13 protein-coding genes and 1 other annotated feature are annotated in these 20868 nt (G+C 37.4%); of the genes, 11 read left to right on the top strand and 2 right to left on the bottom strand.

The genetic code is table 11. From position 1 onward, the window contains the following. The first annotated feature begins 286 nt into the window (after nucleotides 1–286). The 7 genes from trpX (at nucleotide 287) to R8495_RS07750 (ending at nucleotide 12545) form a co-directional block, all read left to right on the top strand. Nucleotides 287–1282, top strand: coding sequence for a tryptophan ABC transporter substrate-binding protein (gene trpX / locus R8495_RS07780; protein WP_317634909.1), 996 nt, complete (start codon nucleotides 287–289; stop codon nucleotides 1280–1282). Further along, nucleotides 1282–2181, top strand: coding sequence for an ABC transporter permease (locus R8495_RS07775; protein ID WP_317634908.1), 900 nt, complete (start codon nucleotides 1282–1284; stop codon nucleotides 2179–2181). Before trpX ends, R8495_RS07775 begins: the two co-directional genes overlap by 1 nt. After that, a complete protein-coding gene (locus tag R8495_RS07770) occupies nucleotides 2174–2941 on the top strand; it encodes an ABC transporter ATP-binding protein (protein ID WP_317634907.1) in 768 nt (255 codons plus the stop codon). The genes R8495_RS07775 and R8495_RS07770 overlap by 8 nt, the downstream gene beginning before the upstream one ends. A 900-nt stretch (nucleotides 2942–3841) precedes the next feature. Further along, nucleotides 3842–7462, top strand: a complete 3621-nt coding sequence (locus tag R8495_RS07765; protein ID WP_317634906.1) for a pectate lyase-like adhesive domain-containing protein — start codon at nucleotides 3842–3844, stop codon at nucleotides 7460–7462. 510 nt (nucleotides 7463–7972) lie between these two features. Continuing rightward, a complete protein-coding gene (locus tag R8495_RS07760) occupies nucleotides 7973–9904 on the top strand; it encodes an FtsX-like permease family protein (protein WP_317634905.1) in 1932 nt (643 codons plus the stop codon). Nucleotides 9905–9960: 56 nt separating this feature from the next. Then, nucleotides 9961–10707 (top strand): ABC transporter ATP-binding protein, encoded by a 747-nt coding sequence (locus tag R8495_RS07755; protein ID WP_317634904.1) that lies wholly within the window; start codon nucleotides 9961–9963, stop codon nucleotides 10705–10707. 8 nt (nucleotides 10708–10715) lie between these two features. After that, on the top strand, nucleotides 10716–12545 hold the full coding sequence (locus R8495_RS07750) for an FtsX-like permease family protein (RefSeq protein WP_317634903.1): 1830 nt from the start codon (nucleotides 10716–10718) through the stop codon (nucleotides 12543–12545). 31 nt (nucleotides 12546–12576) lie between these two features. Here the strand turns inward: R8495_RS07750 and R8495_RS07745 are convergent, their stop codons facing one another. Then, nucleotides 12577–13011: a hypothetical protein gene (locus R8495_RS07745; protein WP_317634902.1), complete on the bottom strand. Its 435-nt coding sequence runs from the start codon at nucleotides 13009–13011 to the stop codon at nucleotides 12577–12579. 715 nt (nucleotides 13012–13726) lie between these two features. On the opposite strand from R8495_RS07745, the gene R8495_RS07740 reads away from it, so the two are divergent. Beyond that, a complete protein-coding gene (locus tag R8495_RS07740; protein ID WP_317634901.1) occupies nucleotides 13727–14092 on the top strand; it encodes a BlaI/MecI/CopY family transcriptional regulator in 366 nt (121 codons plus the stop codon). Nucleotides 14093–14380: 288 nt separating this feature from the next. Here R8495_RS07740 and R8495_RS07735 read toward each other — a convergent pair whose 3' ends face one another. Next, a complete protein-coding gene (locus R8495_RS07735) occupies nucleotides 14381–15334 on the bottom strand; it encodes a sugar-binding transcriptional regulator (protein WP_317634900.1) in 954 nt (317 codons plus the stop codon). A gap of 161 nt (nucleotides 15335–15495) precedes the next feature. On the opposite strand from R8495_RS07735, the gene citG reads away from it, so the two are divergent. The 3 genes from citG (at nucleotide 15496) to R8495_RS07720 (ending at nucleotide 20727) form a co-directional block, all read left to right on the top strand. After that, nucleotides 15496–16359 (top strand): triphosphoribosyl-dephospho-CoA synthase CitG, encoded by an 864-nt coding sequence (gene citG, locus R8495_RS07730; protein WP_317636617.1) that lies wholly within the window; start codon nucleotides 15496–15498, stop codon nucleotides 16357–16359. A gap of 28 nt (nucleotides 16360–16387) precedes the next feature. After that, nucleotides 16388–16590: a binding site (T-box leader), on the top strand. 40 nt (nucleotides 16591–16630) lie between these two features. Then, a complete protein-coding gene (locus R8495_RS07725) occupies nucleotides 16631–19270 on the top strand; it encodes a valine--tRNA ligase (RefSeq protein WP_425613243.1) in 2640 nt (879 codons plus the stop codon). After that, entirely contained in the window at nucleotides 19267–20727 is a 1461-nt protein-coding gene (locus R8495_RS07720) for a glycoside hydrolase family 1 protein (protein ID WP_317634898.1), read from the top strand. The genes R8495_RS07725 and R8495_RS07720 overlap by 4 nt, the downstream gene beginning before the upstream one ends. Nucleotides 20728–20868 lie beyond the last annotated feature (141 nt).

The following is a 20868-nucleotide window of genomic DNA, read 5'->3' as shown; positions in this document are numbered from 1 at the left end:
AGTTGACATTGAAATGGATACTTGCTAAAATAAATGTTAACTTAGAAGAACAGAAGGAGTATCGAAATGATTAACTTGAAATTGAATTTAAATATTCGTTGGCAAAGCCGGTAATTTCAGGTTAATTCCGTCATGGATGCGACCTGATTTATCAGATCGTATTCGTGCCGGCTAATACTCAAAAAATAAAGTCTGCATGGATCATACCCTGCAGGCTTTTTCTTTTGTTCAACAATGGGAGCCTTTTAGGAGGCTCCTTTTTTATTTAATGAAAGGTGAGGAAAAAATGAAAAGAATGTTAGCTGTAATTAGCGCTTTAGTTATTTTTTTAGGAATTGCTTTTTTTAACGAAAGCGGCGAGAATTCAAAATCTCAATCAATGGCGCGAGTCGGAGTTTTGACATTAATGCATCATCCGGCGTTAGATCAGATTCAAGAAGGATTCACTAAAGGAATGAAAGAAGAAGGCTACGTCAATGGGAAAAATGTTTTGATTGATTATCAAAATGCCCAAGGTGATCAAAGTAATTTAAAGACGATGGCTGCTAAGTTAGTTGATGAAAAATCGGATGTTTTGTTCGGGATTACCACTCCAGCTTCACAATCCTTAGCAAATTTAACTAAAAAGATTCCCGTTGTAATGGGGGCGGTAACTGATCCGAAATCAGCAGGTCTTGTGACGAATTATGAACACCCAGGTTCAAACATCACCGGCGTGTCCAACATGTCGCCGATTAAAGATCAGCTGAAATTGATCAAAGAATTCATGCCTGATTTGAAAACTTTAGGGGTAATTTACACATCTAGTGATAGTTCAGCGACGGCAGAATATAAGCAAATTGTTAAAATCGCGGCCGAACAAAAAGTACCAATCAAAGTTTATTCAATCTCTAATAGCAATGATTTGAACCAAGTCTCCCAAGAGATGCTACAAAAAGTTGATGCAGTGATGGTTCCTCAAGATAACGTTATCGCAGGAGCGATGCAGACGCTAGTAAAAAATGCAGATGCAGTGAATAAGCCGATTTTTCCAGCTGTTGACACAATGGTCAAGCAAGGCGGAGTGGCAGCTTATGGGATTAATCAATTTAAGTTAGGGTTACTTGGCGGACATCTCACAGCATCAATTTTGAAAGGCAAGAATAAACCGGCAACGACCGCAATTAGATACGTTAAGCACGGCGAAGCAGTTTTAAATTTGAAACAAGCACAAAAATTAGGCTTAAAAGTGCCAACACGCTTCTTACAGGAAGCAACTAAGGAAGGGAAGGTATTTAAATAATGAATTTAGTAGTTTCTGCTATTGGACAAGGGCTTTTATGGGCATTATTAGGTCTCGGACTTTACTTAACATTTAGAATTTTAAATTTTGCTGATATGACGGTGGAAGGAACGTTTCCGCTTGGAGCAGCAACAGCTGTAACTGCAATTACTCACGGGGTTAATCCACTTTTGGCGACCATGATGGCTTGCGGAGTGGGCGTTGTTGCTGGTTTAATCACGGGTCTTTTATACACTAAAGGCAAGATTCCAAGCTTGCTGGCGGGGATCTTGGTGATGACTGCTGCATATTCGATCAATCTCAGGATTATGGGCAAATCCAATATCTCTCTTTTGAATCAAAAAACTCTTTTTAGCAGTAAATTTCTAAGCAGTTTACCGCAATATTTTGACAGTGTTTTGGTTGGAATGGTTGTCATCTTTATTTTTACAATCGTGATGATTTTCGTTCTGAATACTGACTGGGGGCAAGCTTTTATCGCAACTGGTGACAATCGTCAAATGGCTAAGTCGCTAGGAATTAAGACTGATCGAATGGTAATTATGGGACTGATGATCTCAAACGGAATTGTTGGGGTATGCGGCGCATTGATCGCTCAAAGCAACGGATACGCAGATATCAACATGGGAATTGGCACAATCGTAATTGCGCTGGCGTCGATTATTATTGGTGAAGTATTATTTGGCGAATTAACCTTGCCGCAGCGTTTAGTGGCAGTGGCGCTCGGGAGCATTATTTATCGCTTGCTGTTATTAGTTGTACTTCAGCTCGGATTTAAGGCTGACGATCTAAACTTACTATCATCAATCGTTTTAGCGCTTTGTATGCTGCTTCCACAGTTAGAAAAACATCTAAGAGTTAAAAATACAATTGTAAAAGGGGTAACACGTCATGAGTAAGCCGATTTTAACGTTAAAAAATGTCTCAACTGTAGTCAATCAAGGAACTTCTCACGAACTGACAATTCTAAATCAGATTAATCTTGAAATTAATGAAGGTGATTTCATTACGATTGTCGGCACTAACGGGGCTGGTAAGTCAACGCTCTTTAATGTTATCAGCGGCTTGATCCCAGTTAGCTCTGGTCAAGTACTTCACCAAGGCAAAGACATAACTAAGTTGTCCGAAGAAGCTCATCCCGAATTTCTTAGCCGTGTATTTCAGGATCCGAAAATGGGAACCGCACCCCGAATGACAGTTGCTGAAAATTTACTTTTGGCCTTAAAACGAGGAGAAAATCGCTTTTTAAAGCCGCGTAATCTCAAATCTCACTTGCAAGAATTTCATACCCTTGCTAAAACGATGAATAATGGCTTAGAAGATCGACTTAATACCGCAACGGGTTCGCTGTCAGGTGGTCAGCGTCAGGCGCTAAGTTTTCTGATGGCGGTAATTAAACGTCCGGATGTGATTTTACTTGATGAGCATACAGCCGCACTTGATCCTCATACTTCAGCTTCGTTAATGGCAGCCACTGATCAACACATTGTGGAAGATCATCTGACAGCCTTAATGATTACCCATCAATTAGAAGATGCGATTAAATACGGAAATCGCCTCCTGGTTTTGAAGGAAGGGAAGATTGAAGCAGATTTTGCCGGTGAAAAGAAAAAGAATCTTACGACAGAAGAACTATATGAATATTTAGAAAGAGCTTGATCTAAGCTCTATTTTTTTTGGACTTTAATTGATTTGGCGTGAATGTTTAAAACAAATTAGGATTCAAAAAAAAGTGAGCTTTCAAGCCATTAATAAAGCTAAATAAACTAATAGCTTCAAGGTAAATAGGTATCGGAGTCTTTCATTGCTTGAAGTAATTCAACTTTTCAAAAAAAATTTCAAGAAAAAAAACATAAGTTTTTTTATTAAAAAGAATTTTATTAAAAAGCCTAGCTGCTCAAGTAACTACAAATATGAAGCGTTGTTTTGCAATTATAATTATACATATTGCGAAAAAGGAAATTTTATTTCAAATCTAATAACCTGTGCTATAATTTATAACCTATATGATTATACTATCATTTAGTAAGCGTATCATCCGTAAGGAAAATCTGTCGAATGTTTTGACAGCGAATAATCGCATTAAAACAGGAGATACACATTTTTGGAATTTATTTTAACCTAAAAAGTTTGTAACAAATTTCAACTTGCTGAATAGTTGAAATCCGTCTATCTATAATTTTTGTATTTGTTTAAAGAAAAACTGAATATCAAAAATAATTTCATTTGTTTCATCAAATTGATTGACTTGACGAGCTAAATTCAATTTCTCTTTGATTGCAAATAATTAAGAATAGAACGAAAAACTTTTATTGAAATTTAAAGTATAAATTTCTTTCAAGTGTTATTTACGTCTGAACTAGTGTTTGTTCGACATTAGTGGACAATTAACTAGAACGCTTACACATTTCGATTGGCTTGCACTAATTAGAGGCAAGTTTCTTAACTAAATAATTCAAAAAAATCATTTTAATTAATGGTTTCTTTATATTACTTTTTTAATTTTTAGAAAGATCTGGAAAGGACTTTTTTGCCGGATTTTGCATTTATGTGGGGAAGATGAACTATATGATTATCAAAAAACAGAACTTAAGATTAATGCTTTTAAAAATTGTGATATTGTTTTCAATAATAATTATCCCAAGTTTAAAAGTGAAAGCGGTTGGGAATATTAATCCAAATTTGGTTGACTTATCACCCGCTAGTACTAATAAAGGTGATATTTATGCGCCTTTCTATGGTAAAGAGATTTTACCTAATGTTTTTAGTAGCGCAACCGATGACCCGAGAACTCAATATGATACACCAGATCCTGATGATCCAGCTAATATTGCAAAGTTTAGAGTCAAGACTCAACCAGAAACTGATGCTCAAATTAAGCAGCGTTTAACTGATGGCGATGTTTATGGTCAGATTCAAAGGTATAAATTAGAAGGTGAAACTGCGTATGTATCAACGCCAGATGAACTTTTAAATGCACTTTGGGGTCGAAAAGGAGCATACAAATCCAGTGATGCCTATCCAATATTTGCTGGAGATGGGTCTGGTGCAGTTGCGCAAGTCAATATTACTCATATTGTCCTAACTAAAGATATCGTTTTTACTTATGGAACCACAGTTAATGGCTATCAAAGCTTTACTAATTTAGTTGGTATGACAGGAAATTACGTTCCTAATCGTAATATTGTGATTGATGGAATTGATCCGAGAGATCCGACAAGTACTAAACACACTTTGGATTTTAACGGTTCTTATAACGCGGCTCGAATCGATCTAAACAGTAATTATTTTAAATCTAAGTTTGTTTTTAATAATATAATTTTGCAAGGGACAGATTATTTTGGCCCTGGTTCGGCGGTTGGGAATACAGTAGACAAAACTGTTGTTTATCGTAATATTCAATATCACGGTTCTCAATTAGCAGCTTCATATTATACAGATATAATTTTTACTGGATACAATGATATTAAGCCGTCTATCTCTTATCAAACTTTGCAACCAGTAAGCAGTGGTGCGACAAACAGTAATGGTCTAATTTATGACAATGCTCAGCCAGGCAAAATGACTTACGCTTACGGGCATCTACCAACAAATGCTCCTGCGGGTTCGACGGAGACATATTATTGCCAGCAAATTATGGAGAGCTACAACGTAACTTTTGCTTACAATACGAAGTTTGACGGTTTTACACCAACTGATGGTGCTTTCGTTGTGGGTTACTATCTTCACGATGGGAAACCTTGTAATGTTAATGTGATGGATTATTCTGAGGTAAATGTATCTTCAACAAACCAAGGATCAGTTATTGAATATTCCTATAGCGCAACGATTCAGTTATGGAGTGGAGAGTTAGAAGTTCATCCCCATGCGGTGTTAAATGTTAACGCTTATGAGTTTAAAAATACTTCTTCTGGTGGTGACACAAACTCAAACAATATCACACATAATCCGAATTACACTCGTGACTTGATTAATTTAACGCCCCAAGGGGGATTTAATCCGAATATAAAGGTTGACGACTATGCAACACTTAATGGAACTCAAAGTGGTCCAATTGCTTCAGCCGGTTTAAGCAGCGGATCAGTCGGTTTAGGTGCGGGAGCAGCTCTTACTGTGGGAAAATGGGGCAAGTTTAACATCAAATCGACTAATGCAGACATGAGCACACGACCGGTGTTGTTTATGGATAATAGCGCAAAAGTAAGCGTTGCTCAGCCTGGAACTTTTGATTTACAAGGTGATGGAATTTATACAGGCGCTCGCTCCTTGATTCAGCTTGGCAGTAATGCTACTTTTGAATTTAATCGGGCAAGGATGGTTAATATCCAATACAATGGAACTCAAGCAAATACCAATTTGATTTCAATGAATCCCGGCCAGATGCATGTTCAAAATATGGACGTTTATGCTTGGAATCGAGGACATGCATCATCTGGGGTGAATCCAGATCCTTTCGATAATACGGATGGAAAAGATTACTTATGGCAGTCAATTTTTAATTTTGTAGCCGACTATAATTCGGCAGGTTTTTTAAATATTGATTCGACGGCTTCCTCGCTTTTTCCAATCGACATTGCAGATATGCGGACCAACTATAATACGAATAAATTCCAAAGAGTAATGTTCCATTACATTCCGACTGTTTATTTTAAAGACTTTACTTCCCAACCAGTTGACGGACCAGTAAGCGATCCAAATTCTTACCAAATTACTGGTAAAGTAGTTACTGATAATATTAATGACCCTAATGGCGACTATATTCCATTGGAAGGAGCATACGTCCGGCTTAGCGGGCACGTCAAAAACACTGATGCAGCAAGTGAAGTAGGATTAGTTGATTTAGATCAACCTTTTTCTAATACCGTTGAGCCAGATTCAATGTGGAGTGATTTATCAAGTTCAGGTATTGATATAAAATCTAAGTTCTCGGCGATGACAGCTGTTGATGGATCATTTACGGTGACTTTACCAAAAGTTTCTGGTGTGCAAAAAACTTTTATGGCAAGCGATCTAAATGATTTGACAAATACCAGACCTGATGAAAATGGTCGAATTCAGGCTTTTGCCTTTAAGGCTGGGAATTACAATGTGACAAATTTAGCAGTGCTTGATCGAACTGAACCAATTGCTAAAGAGGCACCCATGCGTTATACCGTTGTTGATCAACCAGTGTTGGATCCTAAGGGATTTGTTGATACTTCCCAAGATTTAGTGACAGGGCTAACTCATTTGAGTGATTTACACCCAGACATTAACTCCAACGCTTTTACTAAGCTCAATGACTATACTTTTACGTTTGCTGCGCAAAATCTAGCTTCTGATAACGCTTTTTGGCAGACGCCAGGAGTTAAAGACGTTTATGTTAATGTTAAAGATCCATCTGGTAACACGACAGTCGTGAAGGGACAGGTCACAATTTCTGCATCGCCAGTTTTCATTGAAATAAAAAACCCAAATGCAATTAATAAAATTCCAAGCGGCTCTGACAATTGGACTGATATCCAGTGGCAGAATTGGGTTAAGACAGCAAATCCTAACGGAGCGCGAGCATTAAGAATTAATTCTGATGGCACGACTACTGATATTAGCGACCAAATGACTAATAATGCTAGTGCTTTTGGGCAAAAAGTTAATAATATTAAATACAGCATTGCAACGGGTGCAACGCCACCAGCTGAAACGACAGTTAGTAAAGATGCCACAATTGAGTTGAGAAGTGATTCTCTGAAATTTGAGATGCCACATGATTCTTCAAATAATCCGACTGCGCTTAATTTTGGTCGCTACGGCTCTTATAACACTGGATATTTAAACTCAAAAGATACCCAGAATTATTTAGTTAAAGTTCTTGATGATCGAGTTGATCAAAGTCCCCAGTGGTCAGTATCAGTTCAGGCTTCTAAATTTCAAGAGACTAATCCAGGGAATGCTATAATTCCAACCGATTTGATTGATTTAGGTTTGCTAGATCAGTCGAGTAATATATTTACAGATTTGGTAGAAACTTCGAATACAATTAGTCAGGGAACGGGCAACCATGATTTTGACATTTTAACGGGTAATGGACTTATTAACTCAGATCAAAAATTGGTAATCTCTCGTCTTCGACCGGATAGCCGAGTTAACGGGCGTTCGTACGGTGCGAAACTAACCTGGACTTTAGTTGGAGCTACACCTTAAAAAAAGAGGCTGTGACATAACTGTCTCTCAAAAATAAAATAACGCTGATGAAATCGAAATCGTTCCTGATCTCGTTTTTTCATCAGCGTTTTTCTTTAAACTTAGATTATAATCGCATGGATGACCGATTTTTGTAACTTATGTCACAGCCTCTTTTTATTATAAAAATTTTTTAATTAACGGAAGCATTCCAGTGATGAATGGTAAAAGCGAACAAATAAAAACCAAAAATAAACAAAACTTCTGCAGGCGGGTCATTTTTTTAAAAGAACCGATAAAACTTCCGGTTAACAAAATCGCACTAAAAAAAATAATAAAACCTTCTAAAACATAGATCGAGTAATTCAAATTTGCAGTTCCCTTAATAATTTTAATCGTTTTGCCTTTAAGTTTACCACTAGATACTAATAAAAACATAGTAGTTGGGGGTAGTTTTCTAAAAAAAATCAAAAAAATTAAGCTTGATGGCTGATTTGTTAGAGAAGTAAACTCTGTTAAAATTCAGTTACAATGAAATTCTACTTAACTTTAGCACGCAATAATTTGCGCCAACACGAATACATTTATTTGCCGTTTGTCATCGCTATGAGTTTTATGATGATGGTCAGTATTGTTATGCTTAATATTGCTTTGATGGGATCTAAACTTTTTAAAAATCTTGGTAATCATACAGGTGAAATTGTTTTTGGATTAAGCAGTTCAGTAACAATGCTGATGACTTTGATTTTGGCGTGCTATGCTAATTCATTTATTTTACGGCAACGGATCCAGCAATTAGGACTTTTTAGCGTGATTGGTTTTAGCAAGGGTGAAATCGCTAAAATGTTAGGCTTGGAGAATTTATTATGCCTTTTAACAACTCTTTTGACAGGGATTGTCACAAGTGTCGGTTTTTCGCGTTTAGGTTATTTGATTTTAGCCCGGATGTTGAATCTTCCTAGCAATACAGCCTTTGGTCTTAATTTTAAAGCGTTTGAGATTGCTTCAATTATGATGGTCATAATTTTCGCTTTTTTGATGATTTTGGACTTTATTTGGTTAAAACGTCATAATCCGATTCAATTGGTTCGTGCTGCCAATTCTAATGAAATTGAACCGCGGATTCGCTGGTTTTTATTAATTTTAGGGACACTAAGTTTAGGGAGCGGATATTATTTAGCCCTTACGTTAAAAAATCCTTTTAGAGCTTTAATTTACTTTTTCTTGGCAGTTTTGCTAGTAATTATTGGGACGTATTTTCTTTTTATGGCAGGAAGTATTTTCGTTTTAAAACTTCTAAGACGGATACCTCGCTATTATTATCAGCCAATTCATTTTGTGGGACTTGGAAATTTACTTACGCGTTTAAAGCAAAATGGAGCAGGGCTAGCTTCCATCACGATTTTGCTCACAATGACAATGATGACGTTATCTACGACCATAACTTTTTTTTCTGGCTCCGATCAAGTTGTTAACTCGATTAGTCCAGATGACCTCAAATTTACGACAACTTCCAATAATGATTTCCGACCGTTAATTGAGAATAATGCAGCTAAATTTGGAATTCGCCTAGGAAAGTTGCGTCGTTTTACGACTACGCAGGGATTTAAGGCAGAATTGGTAGGCAACAGTCTAAGAAAAGAATCAAGAAACAACTATGCAGTTGAAGCCACTACAATCAAAAGTTTTAATGAATTCAAAAGTCGAAAATTACAACTCCGCCCTAATGAGATCATAATTTGTAAACAATCAGGATATCCTTTTAAGGAGCTAAAAATTGGCAGTAATAATTATCGAGTTAAAGAAGTTTTCAGACAAAACGCACTTAATGAAGTGATCGATCCGACCATTGTATATCTGGTTTTCGCTAATGAAAATATTATGAAAAAAGAGATGGAGGCAACTTTCGGGATAAAATCTAAGGATATTGGCTTAGTCACGATGAATTTTTTGACACTTAATGGTACATACAAGCAAAAAATGGCGCTTTATCGGTCGCTTCCAAGCAATTTAGGCGTTCTTTCAAAACCGGTGGTAGCAAAAAGTGCCAATTCGCTTATAAGTGGAGCTTTGTTTGTTGGCTGTTTAATGAGTTTCGCATTTGTTTTAGCAACAGTATTAATTCTTTATTATAAACAATTAAGTGAAGGGTATGCAGATGCTAAACGTTATCAAACGCTTGAAAGAGTCGGTCTAGCTCGCAAAGAAATTAGAAAAACCATTAACAGTCAATTGTTATTAGTCTTCTATCTGCCGCTTGTTGCAGCTTCTGTTCACTTAGCAGTTTCTTTGCCGATGCTTCAGCGCATTATTACGCTTTTTGGTTTTCACGATCAAAAAAATTTAATCATTGTTACTTTTTGTGTTTTGCTGATTTTTGCACTTTTTTACATTATGATTTATAAACTTACAACCAATGTATATTATAGAATTGTTACAAGAAGAGCCATTCGTAGAGAATGAAGCGTTACTTTTTGTCATTTTGTTCGTTACCTTCATAAGCTTAAGGAGGAACAAAAATGTCAAACGTTGTTGAAGTCGAAAATCTTCGTAAAATCTACGGAAAATCAAAGGGCGAGTTAACGATCGCGCTAAAAAATGTTAATTTTGAAGTAAAACAGGGTGAATTTGTGGGTATCATGGGTGCTTCAGGTTCTGGGAAGTCCACTTTACTTAATGTTTTATCGACCATTGATCAGCCCACTGCTGGCTCAGTTTTAGTAAATGGTGAAGACGTTACTAAGCTCAAGGGTAATGATTTAGCTGACTTTCGAGCTAAACAAGTCGGTTTTATTTTTCAAGATTTTAATTTGTTGGAAAATATGACGGCAAGGGAGAATATTGCTTTACCGTTATCATTGCAGTCAGTTAATAGCTCTCAAATTAAAGAGCGCGTGAACCATATTGCCGAAAAACTTGAGATTGAGGATATTTTAAACAAATATTCAACGGAAATTTCGGGCGGGCAAAAACAGCGCGTAGCCGCAGCCCGGGCCCTAATAACTCATCCAGCGATTTTATTTGGCGACGAACCAACGGGCGCCCTGGATTCGCATAGCGCCCATGAACTTTTAAATACCATGAGCTCTCTAAATGAAAGTGAACAAATTACAATTCTGTTGGTGACTCATGATCCCGTGGCAGCAAGTTATTGCTCGCGTATTCTGTTTATTAAAGACGGGGAGATTGGGCAAGAGCTTAATAAAGAGTTGCAAGCAAGATCAGTTTTTTATCAGTCAATTTTATCGGTTTTGAGTGCAGAATAGGGGGCATTATGACAATTAAATTAGCACTCAAAGGAATTAAAAGCCATTTAAGAGATTATTTGGTACTATTTTCCGGTTTGATGATCGCTTCCGCAGTCTTTTATATGTTTCAGGCCGTTGCCACAAATCGCGCGTTTTTGAAGTCAAATTTGCATTTGAACTTTAACACAGTTGTCTACACTTCTTATTTGGGATCGTTTCTGCTGGGACTCATAATTTTGGTATATATCTTTTATGCAAATTCATTTTTGCTATCGATGCGCCAGAAAGTTTACGCGATGTACATGATGCTTGGGGCTAGATCGAAAAAAATTGGGCTTTTGATTTTTTGTGAAACTTTATTAATTGGAACTTTTGCTGTTGCGGTTGGAATTCTTTTGGGGCTGGGCCTAACAATGCTAGTAGGAGAATGGATCGTCAAACAGTTGGACCTGTCGTTTTCTAATCTGAACTTTTTCTCCACCTCAGCCTTGATGATAACAGGAATCTTTTTTCTCATCGTGTTTGCTCTTGCGGCGTTCATAAATGCGGCAAAATTAGTCAAAAAACCAATTCTTCAGTTAATCAATCAACCTGAGACGCCGCGCGCACTTAAAAAGAATTCAATTTTGTGGTTAATTGAATCGATTAGCGGAGTTGGTTTGCTTGCAATTGGCTATTGGACGATGTCGCGGATCAAACATCCGCCATTTGAGCTTTTTACCGGGGTAATTCTTTGTTTAATTATTTCTCTTATAACAATTATTCTTGGAACTTATTTTTCTTTTGATGCGCTCTTTTTAGGGATTGTTCAGGGTTTGCGAAATTCTGATCGTTTTCGGTTTAAGAAAATTCATAGTTTCACTTTAGGCCAGCTAAGTTTTCGACTGCGTGATTTTACGCGACTTTTATCCATGGTAACGTTACTTTTCGCTTTGTCTTTGGGTGCAATTACGACCGGCCTGAGTTTCAATGAAGAGGTGATTAATGAAGTCGACACAAGTGTTTATTACGATTTATTGCTTCATGACCCGAAAGCGCAAGATTTAAAAGAAGTAGCTAAAATTAAAATGAAAGGCGTTTCCATTTATCACTATAAAGTTTCTGATAAAGTTGTTTGGAATGCGGGTGACTTTGACCAAAATCCATATTTTGGAATCAATTACATGAAAAATCAAAAAGAAAAAATTGATGGAGCAAAATTGCTAGAAAAGGATTCTTTCTTGTTTAATACTGCGATTATGTCTTATGTTCCTGAACAATTTCGAGACCGAGACATCGTGCCAGTAAGTAAAACTCGCTACGAGCGAATTAAGGGAACTGAACATGAAATCAGGCTTTATAAAATGCAGAATTTTAAACGCGATTTTCATTCATTGAAACCATTAGTCCAGGCTGATAACAAAAAAATTGGGTCCAGAAAAAACTTAATTTACAAAATGGGGCAGAAGTACGATTACTATCAAGATCTCAATGGATATTCTGCTGGTTTTGAATTTATTGGATTGTTTTTAGGTTTGGCATTTCTGGCGATGTTGGCATCAATTTTGATGTTTAAAATTCTCGCAAGTGCACCTGCAGATGGCTTGCGTTACCGAAGGCTTGATCAGTTAGGAGTTCGTAGAGTTTTGCTTAAAAGTTCAATTGCCCAAGAAATTGGGACAATTTTCTTATTGCCTGGAATTCTAGGAGTAATTCACGTTCTATTCGGACTTAAAATGTTTAAAGAAGCTCAGCTTCTTCTTAATCCCTACGCTAATCTAATGGTTCCTTTTGCAATATTCTTCGTTCTTTACGTCATTTATTATCTAATTACCGTTCTGATTTACCGTGGCATAGTTTTGCATAAATCCAAATAAAAAAGAATCGAGCATGAGCTTTGATTCTTTTTTACTTTACTGCAATAAATAATAAACAATGGAATTGGCCGTCTCCACTGGTTTGAGGAGTTAGACTGACCTCGTAATCTTGAGTGAAGCTGCGCTTAATTACGCCCTTTTGACTGTCTTGCCAGACGGCAGTCCAGGCCTGCTTGGCACATTCACCAATATTTTCAGCTACCACATCATATTTTTGGTATTTATCATCGTCCAATTGGGAGATGAATTCAGGTGTGACAGCCATGATGCTCAGATCATAATCTCCGGTTTCGTCGCTTTCATAATTGCTGTAGCGGGCGATCGGAAAGATGCCTTTTCGGATCTCTTGCGATTGATCGAACAACAACGGAATTTTACCAGTCATGATATCTTGCCATAATTCATCGATCTCGGTCATTCGATCATTGTTCGCTCTAATGGTGACGCTCTTTAAATTGTATGTCATTCGTTTTCCCCCGTTGTTTTAGTTATTATACGAACAATTGTTCGAAAAATCAACAACAAATTTTTTTTGATTTAGCTGGTGAAAAGTGGGGACAGATGCGGAGGTCTTAAAATTTTTGGTGTTCATCGCTTATTAAATTTAGGATTTTTTTTCGTTTCAGAAACTTAAATAAAAATTTACTTTTTTGCTGTATTGATAACAAATGCTTTAAAATCAAGCCTCTGACGTCTCGATAATTTAACGAGATAAGCTAGTTATTAGTTTAATAGATAAATCATTAAGATAATGGATAGTATTAAAATTGATTAAGTGATATACTACCGAATACAGGATGAAATTAATTTGATGATTGTGATAGGAATCTGAAATTTAACTTCATCTGAGAGCTTTGACTATTATCTGCTTCAAAAAGTATTTTACCTAAATTAAAATCGGAATTAGTAAACTAAGATTAGCTATTTTATCTTGAATTTTCTCAACTTAAGACAGCAGCGAAACAAGAATTTTTCTTTTCGGTTGTTAGTTTTCATGAATTCTTTCTTGTTTATCCCAATTTTTGAAAATTTTTTACTTTACGAATGATTTTTAACTCGTTGATTGAATTTCGCATGGTTTGTAATCTATTTTTCAAGAAAAAGACAATGAATAAATTTTAGATATATTATATACTTATAGGGAAGTGGACACACTTTAAAATAATTCAGGAGGACATAGTTTGGATAAGTTAAAATTTACTAAAAGAGAGTTGGATATCATGCATGTATTGTGGGATGAAAAGGCACCCCTTTCTGCAAAAGAGGTATATGATAAGAATTCAACAATCAGTCTTAATACAATTCAAGCAGTTTTGAGAAAGTTGCTACGCAATAAATTGATCAAAACTGCAGAGATTGGATATAGTGGAACGGTTTTGACCCGTAAGTATTCACCATTATTGACTGAGGAAGATTATTTATCATCACAATTCTCAAAAAAGAGCATTACTAATTTGATTTCTTTATTGATCAAAGAAAGTAGCTCTGAAGATCTTGATTCAATCGAAGATTTGATTACTAAAAAGAGAGAAGAATTTAAAAAGTAAATCGTAATCTGAGATTTGAATTTTAGTAAAAAAAGCTTGCATCGCTCAAAGCACACGGCAGTGCTTTTTTTCTTGCCCTAATTTTAAAGAATGCCAGAGATTTAATGCAAAGATTTTTATTGGGACAAATAATATTTTATGAAAATTATTTCCTTATTTGTAAAATCATATTCGACGATCTTGGATATTATTTTTCGCTTTTTAAGTTGATAGCTGATATCCAAAAAAACTGCAGTAACTATTTGAGTTATTGCAGTTTTTTATAAATTTAAGCGCTATTAGGGGAAATCATTTGAATTCATCAGCGATTGAAATGATTTTGCTGGCAACCGATTCACTTAGATATAAAGTGTTTAGCAAATTGCCTCGGATTGCACCAAGTGTTGCTTCGGTTTTGAGTTTGTCTGCGACTACAGCTACTCTTCTATTTGTAGCCATAATTTGGTCAATCGGGATACTAAATACGGGGACGTTAGGTTCGTCGATAAAATGACCTTGTTGATCATAAGGTCGCCCAAATAGAAAACCGGCTACTTTATTTTTCTGTTTTGGAGCAATGATTTTGGATTGCTGTTCTTGCCAGATTGGAATCGCATCAATTGATTCAAATGTTCCAACACTACAAATAATTTGATCTACTTTGTCACCCAAATCTAAAGTTGGAGCAATTGCAGGCTCCTTAGCCAATAAATTACGAGTTTTTGGATCAAAAACATAAAGAGGTGCTACAATGGTGTGATATTTTGCTCCAAGTCGATTAGCGGCCATTTCGACCATCCGTGTTGAACCTGCTTTGGATTCATACTTCATGTTTTCGCCCATGATTTGAATGAAAGTGAGGTCAGGTCGATCTTGAGATGAAAAGTGTTGAATTAAATCATACATTGTTTCCCCCCAAGAAAGTCCGATAATTTGATTATCTTGAATCGAGTGTTGGATTTCGCGGGCCGAATATAAAAAGACGTTTCTAATTGCTTCAGTTTGATTAGGAGTATCCTTGATGATTGTGATGTTGTGGTTTGGAAAAACTTTTTGAAATTGTGTTTCCATCTCCCGTTGTCGCTCGACAGGTGCTTGGATTGAAATATTAACTAATCCAGAATTAGTGGCTTCATCGAGGTATTTCTCGACGTAATAACGAGAAGTGTTAAATTTTTTGGCTAGTTCGCTAATTGAACTGCGTGAATAATAGAACCCCTGTGCAATACCAATTAAGAGGTCTTGATGATCTTTTTCAGACAATTTTGTTCATCTCCTATGTAAAGTGATAGATTTTATTTTAACATAATTGGAATATTAAAAAATCAAGCGTTTTATTTTAAAAATTAAAAACAATAGATTTTTTGGTAAGTGGCTTAGCTAAGTTTAATCGATTATATTTTTGAAAGAAAGTTAATGAGGATATTTTAATGAAAATCGAATTGTTACCAGAATTAGCAGAGCAGGCTTTAATTGATGAGGTGATGGTTTATCCTAAACCGGGGTTAGTTGACCCGCTTAATCACGGATCACATCCGGATATGGATGTCTTTACTTTTGTAGCAAGTGCTGTGAGCTTGCGTGCTTACTTTGAGGAAATCACCGAACTGGCAAATAATTTTACCGCTGCAAATTTGCCAAAACTTTTTCAGCAAGTTCGCTTAGCGGGAATTAAAGCTGAACAAACAATGTTTAAGGCGACGAATGGAATCAATACACATAAGGGAGCCATTTTTTCGTTAGGAATTTTGTTGACTGCTAGCGCGTACACACTCTCTAGTACGGGATGTATAGAGCTAGATGAGATCGCTCAGACTGTTAAGGTAATGTTAAAAGGATTAACCAAAAATGATTTTCGTAATCTTGATCAAAAGCCACTTGATGAGTTAACGGCAGGCGAATTAGAATACAAAAAATATGGCTTAACGGGTTCAAGAGGTGAAGCAGAGGCAGGATTTCCTGTTGTTTTTAAAAAATCTTTGCCGTTCTTGCTTACTAAAAGCAACCAAAGCCGCAATTCTCAGCTAATCGACACTTTAATGCAGATTGTCTTGACGACAAAAGACAGCAATTTAATTAAGCGGGCCGGAAATTTAGAAATCGTTGATTGGGCCGAGGCGCAAGCTAGCAGATACTTTGAGCTTGGAGGCAGTCAGACAGAGGAAGGTTATCTTTTTTTGCGCAATTTAGACGATGTTTTTACCCAGCAGCATCTTAGTCTCGGCGGGAGTGCAGATTTACTGATTTTGACTATTTTCTTAGATCTTTTGGTAACAAAAAACAGTTGACATCGATCTCCTAACGCGTTAGATTAAGTTCTAATCAACGATCAAGAGGCGCGAAAAGTTGAGTGTTCAGCGAGGCTGTAGCCGGTGTGAGGCAGTCCACAGGACTTTTGGCGTGTAGCTTGGGAGATGTTTTGCTGAAGATAGTAGGTAAAACCGGATGACCTCGTTATGGGTTTGTAAAGATGAGGATTAACTCAATTTAGGTGGTACCGCGGAAATCTCGCCCTATTAATTTAGGGCGGGATTTTTTTTAGAAAGGATGGTAAAAACAATGAAGGAAATGGCGAAGAAGTATGATCCTAAAGAAGTTGAAAAATGTCGTTATCAAGAATGGTTGACAGAAGATCTTTTTAAACCGAGCGGTGATGAAAAAGCTCAACCGTATTCAATCGTAATTCCACCACCAAATGTTACAGGAAAATTACATTTAGGTCATGCTTGGGATACGACTTTACAAGATATTTTAATTCGGCATAAGCGAATGCAAGGCTATGATACTTTGTGGTTACCAGGGATGGATCATGCGGGGATTGCAACGCAAATTAAAGTCGAAGCCAAGCTCAGTGAACAGGGCCTCTCACGCTATGATCTTGGGCGAGAGAAATTTATTGAAAAGGTTTGGGAGTGGAAAGATGATTTTGCTGCAACCATTAAGGACCAATGGGCAAAGCTTGGTCTTTCGCTGGATTATTCTAGAGAACGCTTCACGTTGGATCAAGGATTATCCGATGCAGTCAAAAAAGTGTTCGTCGACCTTTACAAAAAAGGTTTAATTTATCGGGGCGAATATATTATTAACTGGGATCCTGAGGCTAAGACTGCACTTTCGGACATTGAAGTAATTCACCAAGATGATCCAGGAGCTTTTTATTACGTTTCCTATCCGTTGCTTGATGGAGTTAAATTTAATGGCAAAGACTATATTGAAATTGCAACAACTCGGCCGGAGACGATGATGGGGGATACTGCAATTGCCGTCAATCCAAATGATCAGAGATATTCTGATTTGGTTGGCAAAAAAGTTCTCCTGCCATTAGCTAACCGAGAGATTCCGATCATTGCCGATGAGTACGTCGATCCCGAATTTGGGACCGGTTTGGTTAAAATTACGCCTGCACATGACCCGAATGATTTCTTGGTAGGAAATCGTCATAATTTAAAGCGAATCAACACAATGAATGAAGATGCGACAATGAACGAAAACGCCGGTAAATATCAAGGGTTGGACCGGTTTAAAGCTCGTGAGGCAATTGCTAAAGATTTATCAGATCAAGGTTATTTGCTGAAAACAGAGCCGATCGTTCACTCGGTGGGTCATTCTGAGCGGACGAAGGTGCAAGTTGAAGCCCGTCTTTCAACTCAATGGTTTGTAAAAATGGAGCCGCTTGCTAAGCAAGCTTTGAAGGCGCAAGATCAGGTTGAATTTTGGCCTGAACGATTTAAGCAGCAATATGTCAATTGGCTTGAAAATATCCACGATTGGGTTATTTCGCGCCAATTATGGTGGGGGCATCGGATTCCTGCTTGGTATCATCGTGAAACGGGTGAGGTTTATGTAGGAGAAGAACCGCCAAAAGATCTGGAAAACTGGGACCAAGATCCTGATGTTTTGGATACGTGGTTTTCTAGCGCTTTGTGGCCGTTTAGTACGCTTGGTTGGCCAGATGAAGAAAGTCCAGATTATAAACGCTATTTTCCAACTGATACTTTGGTAACCGGTTATGACATCATTCCATTTTGGGTTGCCCGGATGATCTTCCAATCGTACGAATTCACGGGTCAAAAGCCGTTTAAAAACGTGGTTTTGCATGGGCTAATTCGTGATGAACAGGGACGCAAGATGAGTAAGTCGCTCGGTAACGGAATTGATCCGATGGAAGTTATCGATCATTATGGTGCCGACGCGCTTAGATGGTTTTTGATCACCGGAACGGCTCTCGGCCAAGATATGCGCTTTGATTATCAAAAGATGGACGCGGCTTGGAATTTCATTAATAAACTTTGGAACGCGAGTCGTTTTGTAATCATGAATTTAGAGGGTATCGATAAAATTGAATTACCCGATAAATCGGATCAAACGTTAGCTGATCGCTGGATTTTGACTCGACTAAACGAAACAATTGAACAAGTAAATACTCAATTAGATCAGTTTAATTATGGCGAAACTGGTCGCGCTATTTATGATTTTATCTGGCATGATTTTTGCGATTGGTACTTAGAAATTAGCAAAGCCGATCTAAATGGCGAAGATTCAAAGCGCAGTCTGGCTACAAAACAAATGTTAGCTTACGTTTTAGATCAGATTTTGCGCTTAGTTCATCCACTGATGCCTTTTGTGACTGAAAAAATTTGGCTCAGTATGCCAACTCATGACGGCAAATCGTTAGTAGTCGCTAAATATCCTGAAGCCGATGCAAAATTGATGGATCAAAAATCCAAGCATCAAATGCAGGCAGTAATCGAATTAATTACTGTGATTAGAGGAATTCGGGCTGAAGCAGGCGCACCGTTATCGAGGTCAATTGAGGTTTTAATTAAGACGGAAGATGATTCTTTAAAAGAAATTTTTAACGACAACTTGCCGTACATTAAACGCTTGGTTAACCCAAAAGAGCTTCAAATTGGTTCAGAAGTTGCTGCTCCGGATCTTGCTAAAATCGGAATTATAGCCCATGCTAAAGTTTATATCCCGTTGGAAGATTTGGTGGACTTAGACGTCGAAAGGGCGAAACTTCAAAAACAAATCAAAACTTTTACTGCAGAAATTACGCGGGCAGAAAAGAAATTAGGGAATGAGAAATTTGTATCCCAGGCGCCGCAAGAATTAGTGGAAGCTGAGAAGCAAAAAGTCACTGACTACACTTTTAAACTAAAAACCGCTAAAGAGAGTTTAGCGATTTTAGACAAATGATTTTAAAGGAGAAAAAAGTGACATTTAAAAAAGATTTTTGGTGGGGCGGAGCAACTGCCGCCAATCAAATTGAAGGAGCCTGGGATGTTGATGGACGTGGGCTCGCTGTGTCTGACGTTGCGCTTGGAAAAGATCAGAGCGTAAATTATCAAAAACAGGTCCAATTCACATCTGACGATGTGAATGCGGCGCTCGCGGACCAAACTGATCAGCTCCGTCCCAAAAGAAGAGGGATAGATTTTTATCATCGCTATCCCGAAGACATCAAATTGTTGGGTGAATTGGGTGTTAACGCTTTTAGAATGTCAATTGCTTGGTCGCGAATTTTTCCAAACGGCGATGAGGACGAGCCGAACGAGTCAGGGATTAAGTTCTACCAAGAGGTAATTAATTCGCTAAAGGAGCAAGGAATTGAGCCGATTGTGACGCTGTCTCACTATGAGATGCCTTTAAATCTAAGTGTCAACGGTCAAGGCTGGGTTTCCCGCAAAGTCATTGATTACTTCGTGAAATTTGCCAAGATCTGCTTTGAAAGTTTTCCTGAGGTGAAATACTGGATTACTTTTAACGAGATTGACAGCATCATGCGGCATCCTTTCACTTCTGGTGGAATTATTCCCGATCGCAGCGAAAATTTAAATCAGGATATTTTCCAAGCTTTGCATCATCAATTTGTAGCTTCTTCTTTGGTTACCAAATTAGCTCACGAGTTAATCCCTGACAGCCAAGTTGGTTGTATGTTAACTAAAATTACAACTTACCCAAGTACTTGTCGTCCAGAAGATGTACTGGCTGCTTTTAACAAAAATACGATGAATTATTTCTGTGCCGACGTTCAGGCAAAAGGCGAGTATCCAAAACTCATTTTGAATTACTTTGCCAAAGAGAATATCAAATTAGTCATGGAGCCAGATGATTTGCAGATTCTGGCTGCCAATACAGTCGATTTCATTTCTTTAAGTTACTACATGTCTTTGGTTGCGGCGGCCGATGAGACTGGTCTTGAAATGACAAGCGGTAATACTGTTGAAGGTGGCAAAAATCCTTATTTAGAAACTTCGCAATGGGGTTGGGCTATTGATCCTGTTGGAATTAGAATTTCTTTACTGGAGTTGTACGATCGTTATCAATTACCGCTTTTTATCGTCGAAAATGGCTTAGGGGCGCAGGATCAATTGGAAAAAGATCAAACGATTCACGATCCATACCGGATTTCTTATCTGAGTAAACACATTCAAGAAGTTGGAAAAGCTGTTGACCAAGGAGTTGAAGTTATGGGTTATCTAATTTGGGGGATTATTGACCTGGTCAGCGCTTCGACTTCGCAGATGTCAAAACGCTACGGCGTCATTTATGTTGATGAAGACGATCAGGGACATGGCACCTTTGATCGGTATCGTAAAGATTCTTTTGCTTGGTATCAAAAAGTTATTCGTTCTAATGGCAATGACCTATAAAATTGGCCTCTTTCGGGAGGCTTTTTTGATATATTTTTGCATGCGTTTAAAACATACTACAATTCCGATTAAGTAATTTTCAAACTTTCTCTAAGCCATTAAGGTATTAGAAAAGGCGTTGAGCCTTTTAATAAAAAAAGG

The organism is Xylocopilactobacillus apicola (genome assembly GCF_033095985.1).
GTDB classification, from domain to species: Bacteria; Bacillota; Bacilli; order Lactobacillales; family Lactobacillaceae; genus Xylocopilactobacillus; species Xylocopilactobacillus apicola.
This window is presented reverse-complemented; position numbering and strand designations above follow the sequence as displayed.